Origin of the sequence: Pseudomonas poae RE*1-1-14 (genome assembly GCF_000336465.1) — a bacterium.
Taxonomy (GTDB): domain Bacteria; phylum Pseudomonadota; class Gammaproteobacteria; order Pseudomonadales; family Pseudomonadaceae; genus Aquipseudomonas; species Aquipseudomonas poae.
Window position 1 is genome coordinate 2,467,132 of record NC_020209.1, and the last position, 19,469, is coordinate 2,486,600.

Annotated in this window: 19 protein-coding genes and 1 pseudogene; 7 read left to right on the top strand and 13 right to left on the bottom strand. The window is 58.9% G+C overall.

All coding sequences use genetic code 11. The annotated features are described in order from the left end of the window. The first annotated feature begins 26 nt into the window (after positions 1-26). Positions 27-1,271, top strand: coding sequence for a saccharopine dehydrogenase family protein (locus H045_RS10565; RefSeq protein WP_003232312.1), 1,245 nt, complete (start codon positions 27-29; stop codon positions 1,269-1,271). Between the two features lie 201 nt (positions 1,272-1,472). Here the strand turns inward: H045_RS10565 and H045_RS24505 are convergent. From H045_RS24505 to H045_RS10580, 4 genes and pseudogenes are all read right to left on the bottom strand, one after another. Continuing rightward, positions 1,473-1,643 (bottom strand): annotated as a pseudogene (locus tag H045_RS24505) (IclR family transcriptional regulator domain-containing protein); the annotation flags it as partial. A 195-nt stretch (positions 1,644-1,838) separates the two neighbouring features. Then, positions 1,839-2,747 (bottom strand): glutaminase B, encoded by a 909-nt coding sequence (gene glsB, locus H045_RS10570; protein ID WP_003232308.1) that lies wholly within the window; start codon positions 2,745-2,747, stop codon positions 1,839-1,841. A gap of 90 nt (positions 2,748-2,837) precedes the next feature. Further along, the gene (locus tag H045_RS10575; RefSeq protein WP_003232306.1) at positions 2,838-3,467 is read right to left on the bottom strand and encodes a ribonuclease T2 family protein; all 630 of its coding nucleotides are present in this window, start codon (positions 3,465-3,467) and stop codon (positions 2,838-2,840) included. Between the two features lie 35 nt (positions 3,468-3,502). Further along, the gene (locus H045_RS10580; protein WP_003232304.1) at positions 3,503-4,483 is read right to left on the bottom strand and encodes a Gfo/Idh/MocA family protein; all 981 of its coding nucleotides are present in this window, start codon (positions 4,481-4,483) and stop codon (positions 3,503-3,505) included. Between the two features lie 126 nt (positions 4,484-4,609). Here H045_RS10580 and H045_RS10585 point away from each other — a divergent pair, with 126 nt between their 5' ends. Further along, complete coding sequence (locus H045_RS10585) at positions 4,610-4,972, top strand: NUDIX hydrolase (protein WP_003232302.1); 363 nt, start codon at positions 4,610-4,612, stop codon at positions 4,970-4,972. Between the two features lie 25 nt (positions 4,973-4,997). Here H045_RS10585 and H045_RS10590 read toward each other — a convergent pair whose 3' ends face one another. From H045_RS10590 to H045_RS10600, 3 genes are all read right to left on the bottom strand, one after another. Then, the gene (locus H045_RS10590; RefSeq protein ID WP_176717671.1) at positions 4,998-5,279 is read right to left on the bottom strand and encodes a hypothetical protein; all 282 of its coding nucleotides are present in this window, start codon (positions 5,277-5,279) and stop codon (positions 4,998-5,000) included. A gap of 103 nt (positions 5,280-5,382) precedes the next feature. After that, positions 5,383-5,712, bottom strand: coding sequence for a hypothetical protein (locus H045_RS10595; RefSeq protein ID WP_015372346.1), 330 nt, complete (start codon positions 5,710-5,712; stop codon positions 5,383-5,385). 81 nt (positions 5,713-5,793) lie between these two features. Further along, positions 5,794-8,286 carry a TonB-dependent siderophore receptor gene (locus tag H045_RS10600; protein WP_003232292.1) on the bottom strand — a complete coding sequence of 831 codons (2,493 nt, stop codon included), beginning with the start codon at positions 8,284-8,286 and terminating at the stop codon, positions 5,794-5,796. 301 nt (positions 8,287-8,587) lie between these two features. Here H045_RS10600 and H045_RS10605 point away from each other — a divergent pair, with 301 nt between their 5' ends. The 3 genes from H045_RS10605 (at position 8,588) to H045_RS10615 (ending at position 10,837) form a co-directional block, all read left to right on the top strand. Next, positions 8,588-8,998 carry a hypothetical protein gene (locus tag H045_RS10605; RefSeq protein WP_015372347.1) on the top strand — a complete coding sequence of 137 codons (411 nt, stop codon included), beginning with the start codon at positions 8,588-8,590 and terminating at the stop codon, positions 8,996-8,998. Between the two features lie 335 nt (positions 8,999-9,333). Continuing rightward, complete coding sequence (locus H045_RS10610) at positions 9,334-10,314, top strand: IS5 family transposase (RefSeq protein WP_015371933.1); 981 nt, start codon at positions 9,334-9,336, stop codon at positions 10,312-10,314. A 139-nt stretch (positions 10,315-10,453) separates the two neighbouring features. Then, positions 10,454-10,837 (top strand): hypothetical protein, encoded by a 384-nt coding sequence (locus tag H045_RS10615; protein WP_141687591.1) that lies wholly within the window; start codon positions 10,454-10,456, stop codon positions 10,835-10,837. Between the two features lie 553 nt (positions 10,838-11,390). Here H045_RS10615 and H045_RS10620 read toward each other — a convergent pair. Further along, entirely contained in the window at positions 11,391-12,401 is a 1,011-nt protein-coding gene (locus H045_RS10620; RefSeq protein WP_041931493.1) for an ABC transporter substrate-binding protein, read from the bottom strand. 134 nt (positions 12,402-12,535) lie between these two features. Next, positions 12,536-12,985 (bottom strand): hypothetical protein, encoded by a 450-nt coding sequence (locus H045_RS10625; RefSeq protein ID WP_003232289.1) that lies wholly within the window; start codon positions 12,983-12,985, stop codon positions 12,536-12,538. Positions 12,986-13,774: 789 nt separating this feature from the next. Between H045_RS10625 and H045_RS10630 the strand changes: the two genes are divergently transcribed. Together H045_RS10630 and H045_RS10635 are read left to right on the top strand one after the other, a co-directional pair. Next, entirely contained in the window at positions 13,775-14,005 is a 231-nt protein-coding gene (locus H045_RS10630; RefSeq protein ID WP_003232286.1) for a hypothetical protein, read from the top strand. 71 nt (positions 14,006-14,076) lie between these two features. Continuing rightward, entirely contained in the window at positions 14,077-14,319 is a 243-nt protein-coding gene (locus H045_RS10635) for a DUF2789 domain-containing protein (protein WP_015372350.1), read from the top strand. Positions 14,320-14,351: 32 nt separating this feature from the next. Here the strand turns inward: H045_RS10635 and H045_RS10640 are convergent, their stop codons facing one another. The 4 genes from H045_RS10640 to H045_RS10655 form a co-directional block, all read right to left on the bottom strand. Next, positions 14,352-16,025, bottom strand: a complete 1,674-nt coding sequence (locus tag H045_RS10640; protein WP_413469902.1) for a methyl-accepting chemotaxis protein — start codon at positions 16,023-16,025, stop codon at positions 14,352-14,354. Between the two features lie 94 nt (positions 16,026-16,119). Next, entirely contained in the window at positions 16,120-16,524 is a 405-nt protein-coding gene (locus H045_RS10645) for a TraR/DksA family transcriptional regulator (RefSeq protein WP_003191666.1), read from the bottom strand. A gap of 320 nt (positions 16,525-16,844) precedes the next feature. Then, positions 16,845-17,867: an ABC transporter permease gene (locus tag H045_RS10650; protein WP_003232279.1), complete on the bottom strand. Its 1,023-nt coding sequence runs from the start codon at positions 17,865-17,867 to the stop codon at positions 16,845-16,847. Between the two features lie 25 nt (positions 17,868-17,892). Then, the gene (locus H045_RS10655) at positions 17,893-19,446 is read right to left on the bottom strand and encodes a sugar ABC transporter ATP-binding protein (protein WP_015372352.1); all 1,554 of its coding nucleotides are present in this window, start codon (positions 19,444-19,446) and stop codon (positions 17,893-17,895) included. Positions 19,447-19,469 lie beyond the last annotated feature (23 nt).

Here is a 19,469-nt window from a genome sequence, read left to right on the forward strand (position 1 = left end):
TGGCGGATATAGGAGAAATAAAGCAATTGAAAAAGAACGTTCTTATCATTGGTGCAGGAGGTGTCGCCAAGGTGGTGGCCCACAAGTGCGCGCAGCACAACGACGAACTCGGTCGTATTGCTATCGCGTCGCGCAACATCTCCAAATGCCAGGCCATCATCGACAGCGTCAAGGCCAAGGGTAGCCTCAAGGTACCCGCCGACATCCAGGCCTTCGCGCTGAACGCTCTGGACGTGGAAGCGACCAAGGCCCTGATCCGCGAGACCGAATCGCAGATCGTCATCAACGTGGGTTCCGCGTTCCTCAACATGTCGGTACTGCGTGCCTGCATCGACACGGGCGTTGCCTACCTTGACACCGCCATTCACGAAGAGCCGGGCAAGGTCTGCGAGACCCCGCCGTGGTACGGCAACTACGAATGGAACCACCTGGAAGAGTGCAAACAGAAGAACATCACCGCCATCCTTGGCGTGGGCTTCGACCCGGGTGTCGTCAACGCGTATGCCGCGCTGGCGCAGCAACAGCATTTCGACCGCATTGATTCGATCGACATTCTCGACGTCAATGCCGGCAGCCATGGCAAATACTTTGCCACCAACTTCGACCCGGAAATCAACTTCCGCGAGTTCACCGGGCAGGTGTGGAGCTGGCAGAACAGCCAGTGGACCAGCAACACCATGTTCGAAGTCAAACGCACCGACGACCTGCCGGTAGTCGGTTCGCAGAACCTCTACCTCACCGGCCACGATGAAGTGCACTCGCTGTCGAAAAACCTCGACGTGCCCAACGTGCGTTTCTGGATGAGCTTTGGCGAACACTACATCAATGTGTTCACCGTCCTGAAAAACCTCGGCTTGCTGTCCGAAAAGCCGGTCAAGACCGCCGAAGGCCTGGAAGTGGTGCCGCTGAAAGTGGTCAAGGCCGTGCTGCCCGACCCGTCTTCGCTCGCACCTGGCTACACCGGCAAGACCTGCATCGGTGACCTGGTCAAAGGCACCAAGGGCGGCCAACCACGTGAGATGTTCATCTACAACGTGGCCTGCCATGAAGAAGCCTTCGCCGAGACCGACAGCCAGGGCATCTCCTACACCGCAGGCGTGCCACCGGTTGCCGCAGCGCTGCTGGTTGCCCGTGGCGAGTGGGACGTGAAACACATGGCCAACGTCGAGGAACTGCCGGCTGAGCCGTTCCTGAAAGCGCTGGACGTGATGGGCTTGCCGACCCGGATCAAGGATGAGAAAGGTGATCGGGCCTGGGATGCGATTGCCTGATAGGCGATAGCTGACCGAACAAAAAAATGCGCCCTCAGGGGCGCATTTTTTGTTGGGGGTGAGTAACGATTCCCAAAACACCGGAGATCCAAATGTGGGAGGGGCTGGCCCCCGATGGCAGTGTTTCAGTTAACACATTTCCATCTGACCCACCGCTATCGGGGGCAAGTCCCCCTCCCACACTTGAATCTGCAGTGGCTGTTATTCCAGATGCCTGGCCGAGTTACTCAATGCCCTTGAACACTGCAACAACGCCGACGCCAGCTGCTTCTCCGCATCCGCCCTGCTCCACCGGCTGGTCGGCGCCACCACATGCACCGCCGCCACCGGGCGGCCATTCGCCCCCAGTACCGGCGCGCCAATGGTCATGTCAACAGCTCCTGGCCATTCCTGTGGCGAGCAGGCTTGTCCTGCGCTGGGCTGCGCAGCAGCCCCAAAACCAGGCGCTGAGCCGTATCAGGTACACCGCGTTTTACTGGATTGGGGGCGCTTCGCACCCCAACGCGGGGCAAGCCCGCTCGCCACAGAGACTCCGGTTTGCTGCGCGACAGTGCCAAGTCGAAGTAATCAAAACACCGACCACCCAATCCGCTCACTCAATAACTCCAGCGCCTTCATCCCCGCCAGCGAGTTCCCCGCCGCGTTCAACTCTGGTGACCACACGCACACCGTGAACTGCCCCGGCACTACCGCGACAATCCCGCCGCCCACCCCGCTCTTACCGGGTAACCCCACGCGATAGGCAAAATTGCCCGCCTCGTCATACAGCCCGCTGGTGGCCATGATCGAGTTGACTTGTTTGGTCTGGCGCGCGGTAAGGATCTGTTCGCCGCTGTGGGCGCTTACGCCTTCGTTGGCCAGAAAGCTGAAAGCCTTGGCCAGGTCCAGGCAGCTCATCTGTAAGGCGCAGTAGTTGAAGTAGCTGTGCAACACTGCGTCGACGTCGTTGTGGAAGTTGCCGAAGGCTTTCATGAGGTAAGCCATGGCCGCGTTGCGCGCGCCGTGCTGGGCTTCGGAGTCGGCGACGATGCTGTTGACCAGGATCTGCGGGTTGCCTGACAGGCGCCGGACGAAGTCGCGCATCGACAGGATCGGCACGGCGAAGCGCGACTGGTTGATGTCGCAGATCACCAGCGCGCCGGCGTTGATAAACGGGTTGCGCGGGCGGCCACGCTCGAACTCCAGCTGCACCATGGAGTTGAACGGTTGCCCGGAAGGCTCATGGCCCAGGCGCTCCCAAATGGTTTCGCCGCCGTGGTCGATGGCCTGTACCAGGCTGAAGACCTTGGAGATGCTCTGCACCGAGAACAGCGTATCGGCGTCCCCCGCGCAGTAGGCCGCGCCGTCGTTGCCGTACACGGCGATGCCAAGCTGATTGGCGGGCACATCGGCCAGCGCGGGGATGTAGTCGGCGACTTTGCCCTGGCCGATCAGTGGACGAACTTCGTCGAGAATCGCGTCCAGCAGTGCCTGCATGTCTTGTCCTGTCATCGTGCCTTGCATCATGGATAAGCGGGGCGCGGAGGATACCGCAAAGCGGCGGATCAGGCAGGTGCAGCGCTCACATTAGCGCTGCACCGGAATGCGGATATCGCCGCCCCGGCACTGCGTCTTCACACTTCTGGGGCAACCGGCAAAGCGCAGTTCCTTGCTCAGGCATACGCGCACTTCGGACAATACCTTGCCCTTGCAGATGACCGCCACGCTGTGGTTGCCCATGGCAGGGTTGCTTTGGCGAAAAAGCGCTTCGATTTCAGCGGCCTCCAGATAATTGGGCACGTTGAACGGTTGCAGCTGTTGCGGAATCTGCACGGAGGCCAGCGCGGCGTCCGTCGCGTCGAGGTAGCGCGTAGCGTCCAGGCCGCTACATGTGCCGTGCTTGCTCCACTCGTGCTTGAGCAGCGCCCGCGTGGGGAAGATCAACGCGCCCTTGGCCAGCTCGGCGTCCGACAGCCGTGACCGTGAATCACACGCCGACGGCCAGCCACCCTTCGCATACTGCGGCCAAAGCCCGTGCAGCACGAAACCATAGCCCTTGCCCGAACACTGCTCGTTGTCCGGATGGGTGAGGCAGAACGTCGGTGACCACGACAACGACAACACATAAAAATCAAAATCCCCGGCCGGCCGCTGCTCCCGGGGCGCTGCGGTCACGGTTGCGGCCAGGACCAGCCACACGGCCATCCAGTATTTCATGGGTCAATTCCTTGAAAAGACTGATCCTGGCACGCTTAGCCGGGATGGTTGGGGTTACGTTGTAGCACCTTGTCGAGGATACGATCGGTCTTCAGCGCTTCGATGGCCTGGGATGGATGCTCGGCCTCACCACGGATGTGCGCGTTCATTGCCAGCACGTGATGCCATTGGATATGTGCGTGGCACGGCACTTCCAGCACCTCGTGGGTCTGTCCTTCAAGGCGCAGGGGCTGGTCTTCGAACACGGAGAAGGTAATGCGACCCAGGCTGCCGATCAGCTCGACCTTGTCTTCACGGCGATCCGCGACGAAATTCCAGCAGCCCATGCCCAGAGCGCCGTTGGCGAAGGTCCAGCACGCCGTCACCGCGTCTTCAGCCGCATAGTGCCCGGCCTGCCGTGCGGTAAAGCCCGACACCTCGACAATATCCCCGGCCAGGTACTGGAACAGGTCGAAGCCATGACTGGCCAGGTCGGCAAAATAGCCGCCGCCAGCAATGGCAGGGTCGGTGCGCCAGTTGGTGGCGCTGGCGTCATTGGCGGCCGGCGGCTTGCACAGGGTCCAGGTCAGGTGGCGCAGTTCGCCAATGCGGCCCTGCTGCAACCAGTCGCGTACCTGCTGAAAGCGCGGCAGCGAGCGCCGGTAATAGGATACGAACAAGTGCAGCCCGGCGCGCTCGAAGGTGCGCTGCATCAGGGCACTTTGCTCGGCATTCAGCGACATGGGTTTCTCGACGCAGCAGTGCTTGCCGGCTGCGGCCACCATCAGGCTGTAGTCGAGGTGGCTGTCGGGGGGCGTGGCGATGTAGACCGCGTCCACTTCGGGGTCGTCGATCAGCGCCTGGGCGTCAGTGTAATAACGTGCAATGCCATGGCGCGTCGCATAATCGCGCACGGCCTCCTCGCGACGCCCCATCACGGCCACCAGGGCAGAACCTGGCGCTTTATAGAAAGCGGGTCCACTCTTTAACTCAGTGACACTGCCACAGCCGATCATGCCCCAACGTACGGTGTTCATCGGTTTTCCTCGTCCGTTTCTTTCAATCGGGCAGTATCCACATACACACCCCGGCACGCCATAACCACTTAGCATGACAATTGCATTACACTTTTGTGACATTCATTTGCTGCGGGGGCACAGACAATGAAAATCAGGGCCACGGTCATTTGCGAACACGAAGGACATATCCTTTTCGTGCGCAAGGCCAGATCGAAATGGGCCTTGCCGGGTGGCAAGGTCGAGCGCGACGAGCGTCCGGTGGGCGCGGCAGAACGCGAGCTGGAAGAAGAAACCGGGTTGAACGTCGATGGCCTGCTGTACCTGCAGGAACTCAAGGCACGCGACACGCTGCACCATGTGTTCGAGGCCTCGGTGGTCAATATCGACGAGGCGCGACCGCGTAACGAGATTGTCGACTGTTGCTGGCATGCCTATGAGAACGTCGATCAACTCGATACCACCGACGTCACTCGGCATATCGTCAAATCGTTTGTACGACGCCTGTAACGTGCAGGGTGCGTTGGCTTGCCCCTTACTTGTGATCCTGCTCACTCAGTGTGCGGCAGTTTGCACTCAGTCTCACGCCCCGGACAGAGGCCACACTGGCGACCCTTTCCATCTGTGAGCACAGCAACCAACGCTCGACGGCCGCTTGCCGCTGCTGATCCACCTTGGCGTTGTACTGCACGAAGCAAATGCCCAGCAGCACCGCCACGCCCAGCACGGCGGCAACGAAGTAACCGAAACTATCGGACGATGAAGGTTCTGGCGCATTCATGAGTGACGGGCGCCCTGCTCTTTCCGGGGTGTGCATACAGGCCTCCAGGGTGAAGTGCGCGATTGTATGCAAATAGAGACACAGCATCTGTCGTGGATTTGTAAGCGCTCCGGCGGATAAACCGGCTTGCCTCAGCCCCTCACTTGCGCGCGACCCGGTAGCGCAGGCATTCCTGATAGAAGCTTTGGCGAATCGCCTCGGGTTTGAGCCGTGAGCGACTGTCGTAGGTTTGTTCGGTGATGCCCATGGCCATCATGTGCATCCACGGTTTGTTGAACTTGATAGTCTGGATCTTCTGTCGAGCGGCGTATAACGACACGCCCGACAGCTTGAGTTCCTGGGCTCTGGCCGCCGTACCGGCGCCCCAACTGCACATGTACTTGTCGCCTTCGCGCAGCTCCCGTGCCTGCACGGTAGCCGCGCCGCCGGCCAGGGAGCAGGCGAACAGCATGATTCCAACAGTGCGCATTTGCTTCCTCACCTAACCACCTGAAAATAAAAGCGATTCTGGCGAGGATTTTGTTACATGGGGGCCATCAGATTGCCTTATTTACCACTGATAAGTGGCGCTCGCCTGCACGGTGCGCTGTGAGCCATACCAGCACCACGAATACGACAGGCACGACGCCACATACTCTTTGTTCGCAAGGTTGGAGGCGTTCACAGCCAGGCGCAGGTTGTCTTTGGGGTTGGCAATATTCGGGATGTCGTAGTGCACCGCCGCATCGAACAAGGTGTAACCCGGCACCTTCAGGGTGTTGGCGGTATCGCCCCATGAAGAGCCGACATAGCGCGCACCGGCCCCCACACCAAAGCCTTTCAACTGGCCGTCGTGAAAGGTGTAGTCCGCCCACGCCGATGCCGTGTGACGCGGCAGACCGTAAGTCGTGGTGCCTTTGACCGGAACAGCCGGGCCGATGCCGACATCGCTGATCGGCGCATACTGCGCGGTGCTGTTGGACTGGCTGGCGCGGTTATCCAGGTAGGCATAGGCAGCGGTTAGATCCAGGTTGTCGTTGAGGCTGGCCTTGCCTTCCAGTTCAAAGCCGCGGGATTGCTGCTCGCCGTCCTGGATCGAACAGCGACCGTTGCCGCACATATGGGACGGGTCCGGATCAAGGGTCGGAACATTACGCTGGCGCAGGTCGAAAATAGCGGCGGTGATAAAGCTGTTGCTGCCCGGCGGCTGGTACTTGATGCCGATTTCATACTGCTTGCCTTCAGTCGGCTTGAACACCGAACCGCCGTAGCCGGTGCCCGACTGCGGGTTGAATGACTCCGCATAACTGGCATACGGCGCCAGGCCGTTGTCGAACAGATACACCAGGCCGACGCGGCCGGTAAATGCATGGCTGTCCAGGGAGGACTTGCTCTTGGCGCCGTTGCTCAGCGACTTGGTGGTGCTGTCGGTGCTGGCCCAGTCATAGCGACCGCCAAGCAGCAGCACCCATTTGTCCCACTTCATTTGCTCTTGCAGGTATACCCCGGTCTGTTCACTGCGCGACGTGGCGTCGGTGCCAAAGGCCGGTGTCGACACCGGTGCGCCGTAGACGGGGTCGAAGATATCCAGGCTTGGTCCCTTGCCGTAGCCCGCCTTGGTGTCGGTGCTGGTGTTCTGGTAATCCAGGCCCGTCAGCAACGTGTGCTGAAGCGGCCCGGTGTCGAATCGGGCCTGCAGCTGGTTATCGAGGGTGTAGGCGTCCATGTCCACATCGGTGGCGATGGTCGAGCGCGTGGCCGTGCGGTAATCGGCCTGCAGGTAGCTGTTGTAGATACTGCGGTAGACACCTTCGGCACGCAGGTAACGGGCGTTCTGGCGCACGGTCCAGACATCGTTGAAGTGATGTTCGAACGCATAGCCGAGGGAGTAGTACTCGCGGTCACTCTTCTCGAAATTCTTCTCGCCATCGTAGAAGTCCACATCGATTTTGCGCCCGGTCGGGCTGTGCAGCACCGAGCCCCAGGCCGGCACCGAACCGTAGGAAGCGCCCTTCGGGTCCTTCTGAAAATGCCCCAGCAAGGTCAGCGACGTGGCGTCATCCGGGCGCCAGGTGAACGCGCTGGACAGCGATTGGCGGCGGGTTTCGGTGTGTTCCACTTGGCCGTCGGCGTCATCGAAAAGTCCGGCAACGCGGTAGGCATATACCCCCTGATCGTCAATCGGTCCGCTCAGGTCGAAGGTGGTGCGTTTTTTGTTGAACGTGCCGTACTCCACGCCCACCTCATGGAACGGTGTGTCCAGCGGACGTTTGGTGACCATATTGATCACCCCGCTCGGCGTACCCTGGCCGTACAGCACCGAAGCCGGGCCGCGCAGCACTTCGACGCGCTCCAGATCGAATGCGTCCTTTTGCGGCAAGGCGTCGCGGCTTGACGGCACACGCAGGCCGTCCAGGTACGTGGCCGGGGCGAAGCCGCGAATGGTCAACTGGTCGAGACGCGAGGCTGTGGCGCCCCGCGTTTCCGGGACCACGGCGGCGCTGTAGCGCAGGATCTGATTGAGGCTTTCGGCATTCTGCGCGCGCATCTGGTCCTTGGTGACCACAGAAATAGACTGCGGGGTTTCGATCAACGCCGTATCGGTTTTGGTGCCCGACAGGCTGCGGCTGGCGACATAACCGACCACCGGCCCGGTGGGACTTTCGGTCTGGTAGGCAGCGCTGATGGTGGTGGCCTGCAACTCCATGGCACCGCCGCTATCCGGGACGGCTTCGAGCCGGTAACGGTCGGCGGCAATCTTCAGCGCCTGCAAGCCACTGCCTGCAAGCAACTGGGCCAGCGCCGTATCCGTCCCGTACTGCCCGTTGAGGCCATTGCTGCGCTTGCCTCGGGTCAGGCTCGCATCAAAGGCAAGTACCAGCCCTGCCTGTTCGGCCAGGCTGTTGAGTGCCTGACTCAGATCACCGGCCGCAACCTCGAAGCGGCGCACGGCGCTGTCGCTGTCTTCGGCAAAAACTGGCTGAGCCGCCAGCAACGGCACTGCGGCAAAGGCGATCGCCACTGACAGGGCCAGTGGATGCAAGGGACGGGCAAGGCGCGACATGGAAAATCCTGCGTAATGAAGGTTCTATTAACCATGACGGCCAGGTCGCGAAATCGGGCAAGGATGAGAGCGATTTTTATTTGGGCGGATATTTTGCAAGCAGACGGGTTGTGATTTTGTGTGGCTAGTTAGCCTGGTTTTCAGCGGGTTTTCTGCACGGTGTGTCGGCCTTTTCTGTTTTGTACAACCGTTCATCCGCGGGGCTTTTTGCTGGGGCAAACTTCGACGCCTTGCCCCCTCCCGAGACGTCACGGATGTCCCACGCTGCCTATACTCCAACTCACCAAAGGTTCGCAGAAAAATGAGCTATCTTGACGACGAAATAGTCAAAGATTTTAAACAACTGAATATCGAATTCGAAATCCCGCCAGAAGCCGAGCACGATTTAATTGTTGAAAAAATAAATGCAATCGTTCCTTTCTTTGGAAACCAGATAGCTTGGAGCCAATTCAAGGAAAACACTCATATTGGTCCGTCTCCATCACAGGCCACGCTAGCGTTATTAGAGAAAAAAATAAAAGAAGCCACTAAGCACAATGTAATTTTTATTGGTGACGCAACCAAGAATGCCTATTCAATTTCAGCCACAGACCTAATGCAATCACTGCAAATTTTTTCAAAAACACCCCAGCACACTTACATACTTCAAAAACAGCTGGATTGGATTGCTTGCATTTCATTTGAGGGCGACATTGATTTCGCGATTTTTTAGCTTGACCCAATAGATAACCAACACTTCTTGAAAAAACATATATCTTACGCAGCTCGCTAAAGAAACATCGTCTGACCCACCCACTAGTCCGCGAACTGGCAAACCTGACAAAGACCGGATCGTTTCTAAAGACTCAAAACGAAGTATTCGCTATGGTTCGCACAAAATGAATAGCAAACCAACCAAACACCACTATCATGAGGAAACGTGGACATTTGAGCTAAAAACAAAAACTATGAATTTGGACAATACAGTCGTTAGAGTTCCTTTAAGGATTCTCCGAACAAGTCCGCAAATGTGATGAAATGTGCCTGACCACCTGATCCGAGCCGCCCATGAGCCAGATGAGCTTTTCCGATTTCGAATACGCCGGAAAACGTAAGCAGACACGCCGCGAACGCTTCCTCGCCGAGATGGATCAAGTCGTGCCTTGGACAGACCTGCTGGGGCTGATCGAGCCGTTCTACCCCAAGGCCGGCGGTGGCAGAAAACCGTATCCGCTGGAAACCATGCTGCGCATCCATCTGTTGCAGAACTGGTTCTCCCTGAGCGACCCGGCCATGGAAGAAGCGCTCTACGAAATCACGCCCATGCGCCAATTCGCACGCCTGACGTTGAGCGCGCCGATCCCGGAAGACACTACGATCATGAACTTCCGGCACTTGCTGGAGCAGCATCAACTCGCACCTGCGATCCTCGCGGTCATCAACGCTTATTTACAAGAAAAAGGCCTGTCGCTGCGTCAAGGCACTATCGTTGATGCCACCATTATTCATGCCCCCAGTTCCACCAAGAACGAGGAAGGCAAGCGCGATCCCGAGATGCATCAGACCAGGAAAGGTAATCAGTATTTCTTCGGAATGAAGGCCCATATTGGCGCTGATGTCGAGTCCGGCCTGGTTCATCACGTTCATGGCACCGCCGCCAATGTGGCCGATGTCACACAGGTCGCCGAACTATTGCATGGCGAAGAAAACGCGGTGTATGCGGACGCTGGATACACCGGTGTCGAGAAGCGTGAAGAGCATGAAAATCGTGAAGTTATCTGGCAAATCGCAGCCCGCCGCAGCACCTATTCCAGGTTGAATAAACGCAGCCTGCTGTACAAAGCCAAGCGCAAGATCGAGTACTGCAAAGCTCAGACACGGGCCAAGGTTGAGCATCCGTTTCGGGTGATCAAGCGGCAGTTTGGTTACGTTAAAGTGCGCTTTCGTGGGCTGATGAAAAACACAGCTCAGTTGACCACGCTGTTCGCCCTGTCAAACCTGTGGATGGCTCGAAAACAGCTGATGGGTATGGGCGAGTTGCGTGTTTAACACGGAAGAGCAGACGAAATAGCCCTCAATACACGAAGCATCGGTCGTTTTTTGGCAAATAGCGCTGCGTCCCGAGGAAATTTGGACTTGCCGCCGCCGCGTGGCAAGTTGATCGGAGCTTCCTTAAAGAAGAAGTAACATGCAAGTACGAATAACCGAAACGTTCGCAAACGAGAACGCATCACATGTGAAATTCCGATCACCTGTTGGAGACGGAATTGGAGTATGTACAGATGCCAGTATTAAAACTGGAGCACGTCTCGACGTGGAACTCGACCTGGACGAGGTATTTTCATGGGGGCGAAATATCAGACCGTCGCTTTGTAAGACTCCGCAAATCATGGTTATAAACGGCATAACACACATCACCGCAAAGCTCATTCAGAGTTCCGACAATGAGTTCGCTGCCCTGCAGGTTGGCGACTCTATAATCCTAATTGAACTCGACGGGCCTATGCCTCAAGAACACGAATTCGTTGATCTAAAAGCTGCAAAGATCCATCTCTATCCGACAAATATCTGAGCAGGCTTGAATTCCAAACCGCTAACAAACGCCCATCGCCAAACACGACGGTGAATTAAAATACCTATTCAACTTGGCAAACCTCGCCCACCCGCCCTCTTGAAAGTCCATCAATTCCAATACTCAAATCATCCTCGCAATATCGCCATGACTATCGCGCCAAACCCATTGCAAATCGCAACAGTGGTACGGTGGCGAATTCGCGGCTGAGCTGTGCGGTGCACCGTTATTGCACCAGGGCTGCTTCGCAGCCCAACGCCGGGCAAGCCCCAATGCCGTTCAGTTAAGGAAAATGTGTGGGCTTATTGTGGCGAGCGGGCTTGCCCCGCGTTGGGCTGCGAAGCGCCCCCAGTCCAGCAAAACGCGGTGTACCTGATACGGCTCAGCGGATGGTTTTGGGGCTGCTGCGCAGCCCAGCGCAGGACAAGCCTGCTCGCCACAGGGAATCTGCGCTTAACTGAACGGCATTAGGGCAAGCCCGCTCGCCACACAAGCTCGCTTTCCATGTATGCAGTTGCCTGGCAAGGCACATGCCCCCTGGACAGCAGAACAGCTACTCCTTCAAACCAGCCTCAACCTTCTGCGCCACATCCGCCGTCAACCAGGCTTTCCACACCTCAGGATGTTCCTTGAGAAACGCCTGGGCCACTTGCCGTGGTGCCGTGTGGTTTTCGCTCATGGTGGCCAGGGCTTTGTTCAGTGGGTCGATGGGGAACTGGACTTTGGTGAAGAACTCGGCGATCTGCGGATATTGCTGCTGGAATGGCGTGGATACGCCGATGCTCAGCTTGGACGCCAGTGACCGGGTAGGACGAGGGTTGGGGTTGTCGGCGTCGGTGAGGGTCTTCCAGGCGTCGGCGTCAAACGGCGGTTCTTCCAGTTGAATCAATTTGTAGCGGCCCATCAACGGTGTCGGCGACCAGTAGTAGAACAGTACCGGCTTGCCTCGGCGGATCGATGAGGCAATTTCGGCATCCAGTGCCGCGCCCGAACCGCTGCGGAAGTTCACGTAGCTGTCGTCCAGGCCATAGGCCTTGAGCTTCTGCTTGTTGACCACTTCGGACGTCCAGCCGATGGGACTGTTGAGAAAGCGGCCCTTGCCGGGCGACTCCGGGTCCTTGAACACGTCCTTGTAGCGCGCCAGGTCCTGCACGGTCTTCAGGTCCGGCGCCAGCGGCTTGAGGCCTTTGGCCGGGTCCCCCTTGACCACGTACTCCGGCACCCACCAGCCTTCGGTCGCGCCCTTGACCGTATCGCCCAGACCCACCACTTTGCCTTCGGCTTCAGCCTTGATCCACACCGGGCTGCGACCGGCCCATTCTTCGCCGATCACCTGGATATCATTTTTCGCCAGTGCGGTTTCCAGGGTGATGGTGGTGCCGGGCAAGGTGTCGGTGGGCAGGTCATAGCCCTTTTCGACAATAAAACGCAGCACTTCGGTTATCAGGCTGCCGCTTTCCCAGTTCAGGTCGGCAAAATGCACGGGCGCCTGCGCCGCGGACACGGGCAACGATAGACTCAACGTCGTCACCGCCGCAGCCAACAGGGTTCTCAATCCTTTCATGCCTTCCCACCTCGCATCTGTGCAGCAACTGACGGACGGCTTGCTGCCTATGCGCGAAGCCTCTGAATAGTTAAGTCAGCTCAACTGTAGTAGAGGTTCCGCAAAGAGAAAGGAATCAAAAAAACCTGCTGCGACTACTCGCTGGCCTTGAAGGTCACCAGCTCACCCTTGCGCCACTTGGCGGCTTTGCCGGTCACGGCTTTGAGGGTCTTGGTCAGGCCTTCCTGCAGTTGTTCATGGGCGGCGAATACCAGCATCACGCTGTGGCCTTCCTTGAACACAATGCCCTGGCCTTCGGCCGACGAAACAAAGGCGTAGTCGCCCAGGCCGTACACCGTCAACTTGATCTCGCGAAATTTCAGTTCGAACTTGCCGCCTTCACGACTGGGCAACACAGCGGCGCGGAAATGATCACCTACCTTCAGCTCCAGACGCGGCTTGTCGTCGACGACCAGGGCCGCTTCGGTGTCTATTTCAGCGATGTAGATGCCTTCCGGCGTCTGCTCAGTGACGTAAACAAAACGTGATTGAAACTGCTTGACCAACTTTGCGCGCAAATCGCCCAGCACGAACAACGCGTGCATATCCAGATTACTGACTGCCAAGGAAACGCCCCCACATTGAAAGAGTGCCGCCCGCCGAAGCAGGCAGCACAAAAAACGGCCCTCAGGCACGATCACATATTCGTTAAAAAACTGAAGAAAACCCTGCTGCGCCTACAAGACTAGTACAGGCATGCACGATGGACCTTGTGCAAGGTCATCCGGCGTCACAGCAGATCACAGGTTCAACGGCCAGAGAATACGGGCCGTGCTACTTCAGAGAATAACCCGGCACGGCGCGCACAATTCCCACGCACCCTACAAAACAAAACACTTGAGCGTGGAACCAGACGGGTTGCCGGCGACAATACTAAAACAGCACCGCCGTTCAAAACCACTCGAAACGCTGCCGATGAGCGCACAGGATCAATCAAAAGGATCTGACCATGCAACCACGCCTACACGATGCTACGTCTTCCCGTACCTGTTCATCTGCGCAGGACGGGCGCCAATACTACTGCCTGCCTGACCCGGAGGGGTACTCCAATTCCGTTCTTTACCGAGTTGTACCGGCCGGACGCAATTTCTTCCATATTCTGGAAGTGACCAGCGGCAGGATTCGCGGCTTTCGTAGCCACCATGGCAAGGCCTGCGAACTGGCCAGGCAAATGGAAGCCAGCCTGAACACCATTCACGGGACGAGCGGTTCGTCACACCGATGACTTTACTGCGCCATCGCCCTTCAACAACTGCCATACTGCCGCGTCCATTGAAGTTTGCCCATGTGGGTGCGGTTTCAGCAGTGCAGTTACCTTGAAGGGAAGGCAATACGTGACGGAATTTGATATTGGCGAGTTTTTCATCCACGGCGATGCCCGGGAAGTGGAAGGAGAGTTTCAAGCGGTGATCGTCATGCGCGCCAAGCCGCCGCTGACCACCGTCACCACGCACCAGGTGGAAAAAGACCGTTGGTTCAAGACATTCGAGACGGCTGCGGTCGCAGGCCGGGAGCAAGCCCAGGCGCTCAAGGCAGCGGTGGATTCCGGCGCACTGACCTCCTGAGAATCGGATCGAACTCTGGCGCGCCACAGGTCTCCCATGCATAACGATGGTCAACCCGCATGGAGAACCCGATGGACACCACTACCCCGACGCTGGAAACCCTGTTCGATCAACTGGGCCTGGATTCAAGCCAGGAAGGCATCGAGCGCTTCACCGCAGAGCACCGCCTGCCTGATGATGTAAAGCTGATCGATGCGCCGTTCTGGACCGAGCAACAGGCGAACTTCTTCAAGGAGCAATTGCACGTTGATGCTGAATGGGCGCCGGCCGTGGATGATCTGAACGCATTGCTGCATGAGTCCCCAAAGGTTTGATTCATCCATAGCCCTATCACCGTGGCGGCGCGCTAAACCTTGGCCGCCTCGGGTTTATAGCCCAGGCGCAGGCCGCCCCAATGGCGCCCTTTCACCATGATCGGCACCGACAGATCATGCATCAACTCCCCCGTATCGCGGGTATAGGTTTGCAATAACACCGCCTGCTGGTGACTGCCGCAGCGAATCCCCGTTCGGTCCTCGAACTTGCGCTTGGTGCGATTTTGCACCGCATCCACCTGAGCATCCCCCGTCAACGCCTGTGAAAACGCCTGGTTATGCGTCGGCACGTAGCCCTGCGGCGTGCAGGCAATCGCAAACACCAGCCCCTCATGACGAGGCAGCAGGGCTTCCTGTATCGCCGGCAGCACTTTGTCGGTGTAGCCGTCAAAACGTGTGTGATATTTACTCGGGCGTGTATTGGGGATCAATGTGTAGCTGCGATCGAACAGGTCATCCAGACTGATTCGGCCCTCCTGCACATCCGCTTCGAACTGTTCGGCGATGCGGTTGGCGCCCTCGCGGGCGAGGTCGTAGACACGCTGGTGATAGTCATCCAGCCCCACCTCGGCCAAGCGCTCGCTGATGGTTTCCGCCTGCCCTTCCATCTGCACGGCGGCGTCGGCCAATTGCCGCGTCTGCTGGTCGCTCACCGTGAGGTCACTGCGCATCTGTTCCACCGCATGGAACAGGCTGTCGAGTTGCGCGCGATTGGTGTCGCTGCCCTGGGCGATTTCGTTGACCTGCCCTTCCACATCCGCCGCCAGGCTGGCGATGGTCTCCAGCTGTTCGCCCGCCTCTTCCACCTGTGCGACACCGGTGTTCAGGTCCGCCGACAGTTGGCGAATCTGCTCCACCACCTGGGCTGTGCGTTGCTGGATATCCGCCACCATCACCCCGACTTCATCGGTGGCCTTGGCCGTACGCCCGGCCAGCCCCCGCACTTCATCGGCCACCACCGCAAACCCGCGTCCGTGCTCGCCGGCCCGTGCGGCTTCAATGGCGGCGTTCAACGCCAGCAGGTTGGTCTGGCTGGCAATGGACTGGATCACCAGGGTCACGCGCTGGATTTCTTCGCTGCGCTGGCTCAAGGCTTCGATCAGCTCACGGCTGGCGCTGGCACGCTGGCTGAGCTGGTGCATGCGCGTAATAGACTGGGCCAGCACCTCGCGCCCTTCACTGCTGCGCTGATGGGCCTGGCTGGCCGCGCCAAGGGCTTCGCGGCTGAGCTGGGCTGTGGCCTGCTCGGTGCCGATCATCACTTCAGCGCTGCTGACGATCTGTTTGGCCGCACTCAACTGGGATTGCAGGCGCGCCGCCAGTTGCTTGACCGAATAGGCCACGCCTGCGGCTGACAGTGCGTTATGGCTGGTGGTATGGGAGAGGTCGCGCGTCAGTTCACTGATTGCGTCAACGGTGTTGAGCGATGCAATGGCAGGCGTACGGGGTTTCAAGCGCGGCAGCCAGATCACCAGCAAGGCCAGTGGCAGGCCCAGGTACAGCGGCAGGCCGGCAAATGCCAGACCCAGCAGCACCAGCACCATGGCGGCGCTCTGCACAAGCGGCGTCAGCCAGACGGGCAGCCTGCTCACCGCTTGCGGTGGCATTGCCGTGCCCATCAGAGATCCATCTCCAGCCATCGTCGTTACCCCACTGCTTGTCGTTGTTGTGCCTGCATTAAACGCCACTATCGGGCCATTATCCATGGGCCTTTAGTGGGGGCTTGCAGCACATCAACAGATGGGGTGTAACGGACATTGCCCTGGGGAGCCGTTTGCACGGCGCCCCAGCTTCAACGCATCAGGCCTGGCGCTGATGCTTGTCGATCTGCTCGTGACGCTCTTGGGCTTCGATGCAGTATTTGGTGGTCGGGCTGATCAGCAGGCGCTTGAGGCCGATAGGCTCGCCGCTGTCGTCACACCAGCCAAAGGAATCTTCCTTGATGCGCTCCAGGGCGCGCTCCAACTGCGGCAGCATGCGCTGGTCGCGGTCGATGGCATTGACCAGCCAGGTGCGCTCTTCTTCAACGGAGGCGGCGTCGGCCGGGTCGGCCGGGGTGTCCAGGCTTTCAATGGCGATACGGTTCTGCTCAATGCGCTCGTGGTGTTCGACTTTCATGTCCTGCAGCAACTTCTCGAAAAAAGCGTGCTGTTCGGCATTCATGTAGTCATCCGCCGGCATGGCCAGCAACTTTTCCTTTGTCATTGATTTCTCTATAAAAAATACGTGCATTAAGGCGAATAAGGGAGCGTTCCGGCCGACCTCTGCAGGTCTCGGAAGGGCGCCATCCATTCCAAGCGCCACCCGGCACTCAATTTAAGAGGGGCGGCAGTCTAAGGCCGACTTGAGGGCGCAGCAACTGAAATGACAGGCATTTTTCCCGATTAACCCCCAAAGGCACCAGGACGGGCTTGGCGAATGGTTATCGGAGTGCGTTTATAGCAGGAAAGTTCGTAAAGCGGCTATAAGCCGCACGCTGCAAGCGACAAGCTGCAAGACGTTCCCTGCAGCTTGCCGCTTGCCGCTCAGCGCTTGAGCTTGCGTTTGTTGCGGTATTGGTCAATCACCACCGCCACCACAATGATCAGCCCCTTGATGATGTCCTGAATATAGGCATCCACCCCCACGAAGGTGAACCCGCTGGCCATCACCCCGAGGATCAGCGCGCCAATCACCGTGCCGGTGATGCGCCCTACCCCGCCCGCCAGGCTGGTGCCGCCGATCACCGCAGCGGCAATCGCGTCCAGCTCATAAGACATGCCCATGCCGGCCTGGCCAGTGGCAGCCCGTGCCGAAGCCACCACACCGGCCAGCCCGGCAAGCAGGCCGGCGATGCTGTAGACGATAATCAGGTGGCGCTTGACGTTAATCCCCGAGGTGCGTGCCGCCTGCATGTTGCCGCCGATGGCGTAGGTGTACTTGCCGTACTTGGTGTAGCGCAGGGCGATGTGGAAGATCACTGCCACCACCAGAAAGATGATCACCGGCATGGCGCCATGGCCGATGGCGGTGTAGGCGTCCGACAGCATGCTCACCGGTTGCCCTTCGGTGTAGTAGCGTGCCAGGCCACGGGCCGAGACCATCATGCCCAGCGTCGCAATGAACGGCGGGATGCCAGTCACTGCAATGATGCTGCCGTTGATCGCGCCGGCCAGCAGCCCCACACCCAGCCCCATCGCCACCGGAATCCACACCGGCAGATCGGTGAGCGACGGAAACACCGCGCGGGAAAAGTCCGAGGTCTGCGCCAGACTCGCGGCAATCATCGCCGACAGCGCCAGCACCGAGCCCGAAGACAGGTCGATGCCGGTGGTGATGATCACCTGAGTCACCCCGATGGCCAGCAAACCGATGATCGACACCTGCAAGATCATCAGCACCAGCCGCTGGGAGTTCATCAAAAAGCTCTGGTCCCGCACGATCCAACCGAACAGCTCAAATACCAGTCCGATACCGATCAACACCAAAAAGATGCTCAGCTCGGTGGGCAAGCGCCGACGCTGCTTGACCGGCGCCGTGGCCGGCTTGTTGTCTGTTATCGCGTTCATAGCCCATTACCTTCTTGTTCTGTAGTCAGTGGACGGCGGTCATGCCGGAAGCCAGCTGCATGACGTTTTCCTGAGTCGCCTCGCTGCGATCCAGCGTGCCCATCAGTTCGCCTTCGTGCATCACCATCACTCGGTCACTCATGCCCAGCACTTCAGGCAGCTCCGACGAAATCATGATCACCGCCATGCCTTCGCTGGCCAGAAACGAGATCAAGCGATAGATCTCGGCCTTGGCGCCCACGTCGATACCGCGGGTCGGTTCATCGAGGATCAGCAAGCGAGGATCGGTCATCAGCCAGCGCGCCAGCAAAGCCTTCTGCTGATTGCCGCCAGACAAGGTGTCGATGCACTGCTCCAGCGACGGGGTCTTGACCCGCAGTTTTTTGCACATGTCTTCGCACAGCGCGCGCAGGGCTTTCTGCTGGATAAAACCGTTGTCCGAATAGTGCGGCAGCACGGCCATTTCCATGTTTTCCAGCACTGACAGGCAGGGAAACAGTCCGCTGAGCTTGCGGTCCTCGGTCAACAGCGCAAACCCTTTCTCGATGGCCATGTGCGGGTCGCTGATGCGCACCGGCTGGCCGTCGAGGGTGATCTGCCCGCTGGAGCTTGGGGTGATGCCGAAAAGGGTTTCCGCCACGTTGGTGCGGCCCGACCCCATCAGCCCGGCGATGCCGAGGATCTCGCCGGCATGCAGGTCGAAGGACACGTCCTTGAACACGCCAGCCAGACTCAGGTTGCGCACCGACAACAGCAAATCGCCGACAGGTGTCTCGCGAACGGGGAACAACTGGCTCAGCTCACGGCCGACCATCATCGAGATCAGGCTGTCGCTGTTCATGCTGTCGGCACGTTGCAGGCCGATGTAGCGGCCGTCGCGGAACACCGCCACTTCATCGGCGATGGCGAACACTTCGTTCATCTTGTGGGTGATGTAGACGATCCCTTTACCCTGGGACTTGAGGTCGGCAATGATCGAAAACAGGTGGGCGACTTCCTTCTCGGTAATCGCCGAGGTCGGTTCATCCATGATCAGGATGTCGGAGTCATAGGACACTGCCTTGGCAATCTCGACCATCTGCCGCTCGGCGATGCTCAGGTTGCCCACCTGCTCCTCCGGGTCCAGGTTGATGCGCAGGCGCGCCATTAACTCGGCGGTGCAGCGGTGCATTTCGCGGTGGTTGACCAGGTGCAGGCTGTTGAGCTGTTCACGGCCGATCCAGATGTTCTCGGCGATACTCATGTGCGGCATCAGGTTGAGTTCCTGATGGATCATCGCGATGCCCGCCTTCTGCGCGGCCAGCGGCGTTTCAAACACGACAGGCTGGCCCCGCAGACGGATTTCGCCGGCGTCGGGCTGGTAGATACCGGCGATGATTTTCATCAATGTCGACTTGCCGGCGCCGTTCTCGCCCATCAGCGCCAGCACCGAACCCGGGCGTACGCGCAGTTGCACATCGTCCAGGGCCACGACACCGGGAAAGCCTTTGCTGATGTTGACGATTTCCAGCAGGTAGGGTTCGTCCAGCGTCACTGGTCGGGTGTCAGGGGGCTGCGAGGCAGTCGCTTGAGCGAGCATGGGGAGGCACTCCATCTGCAGGG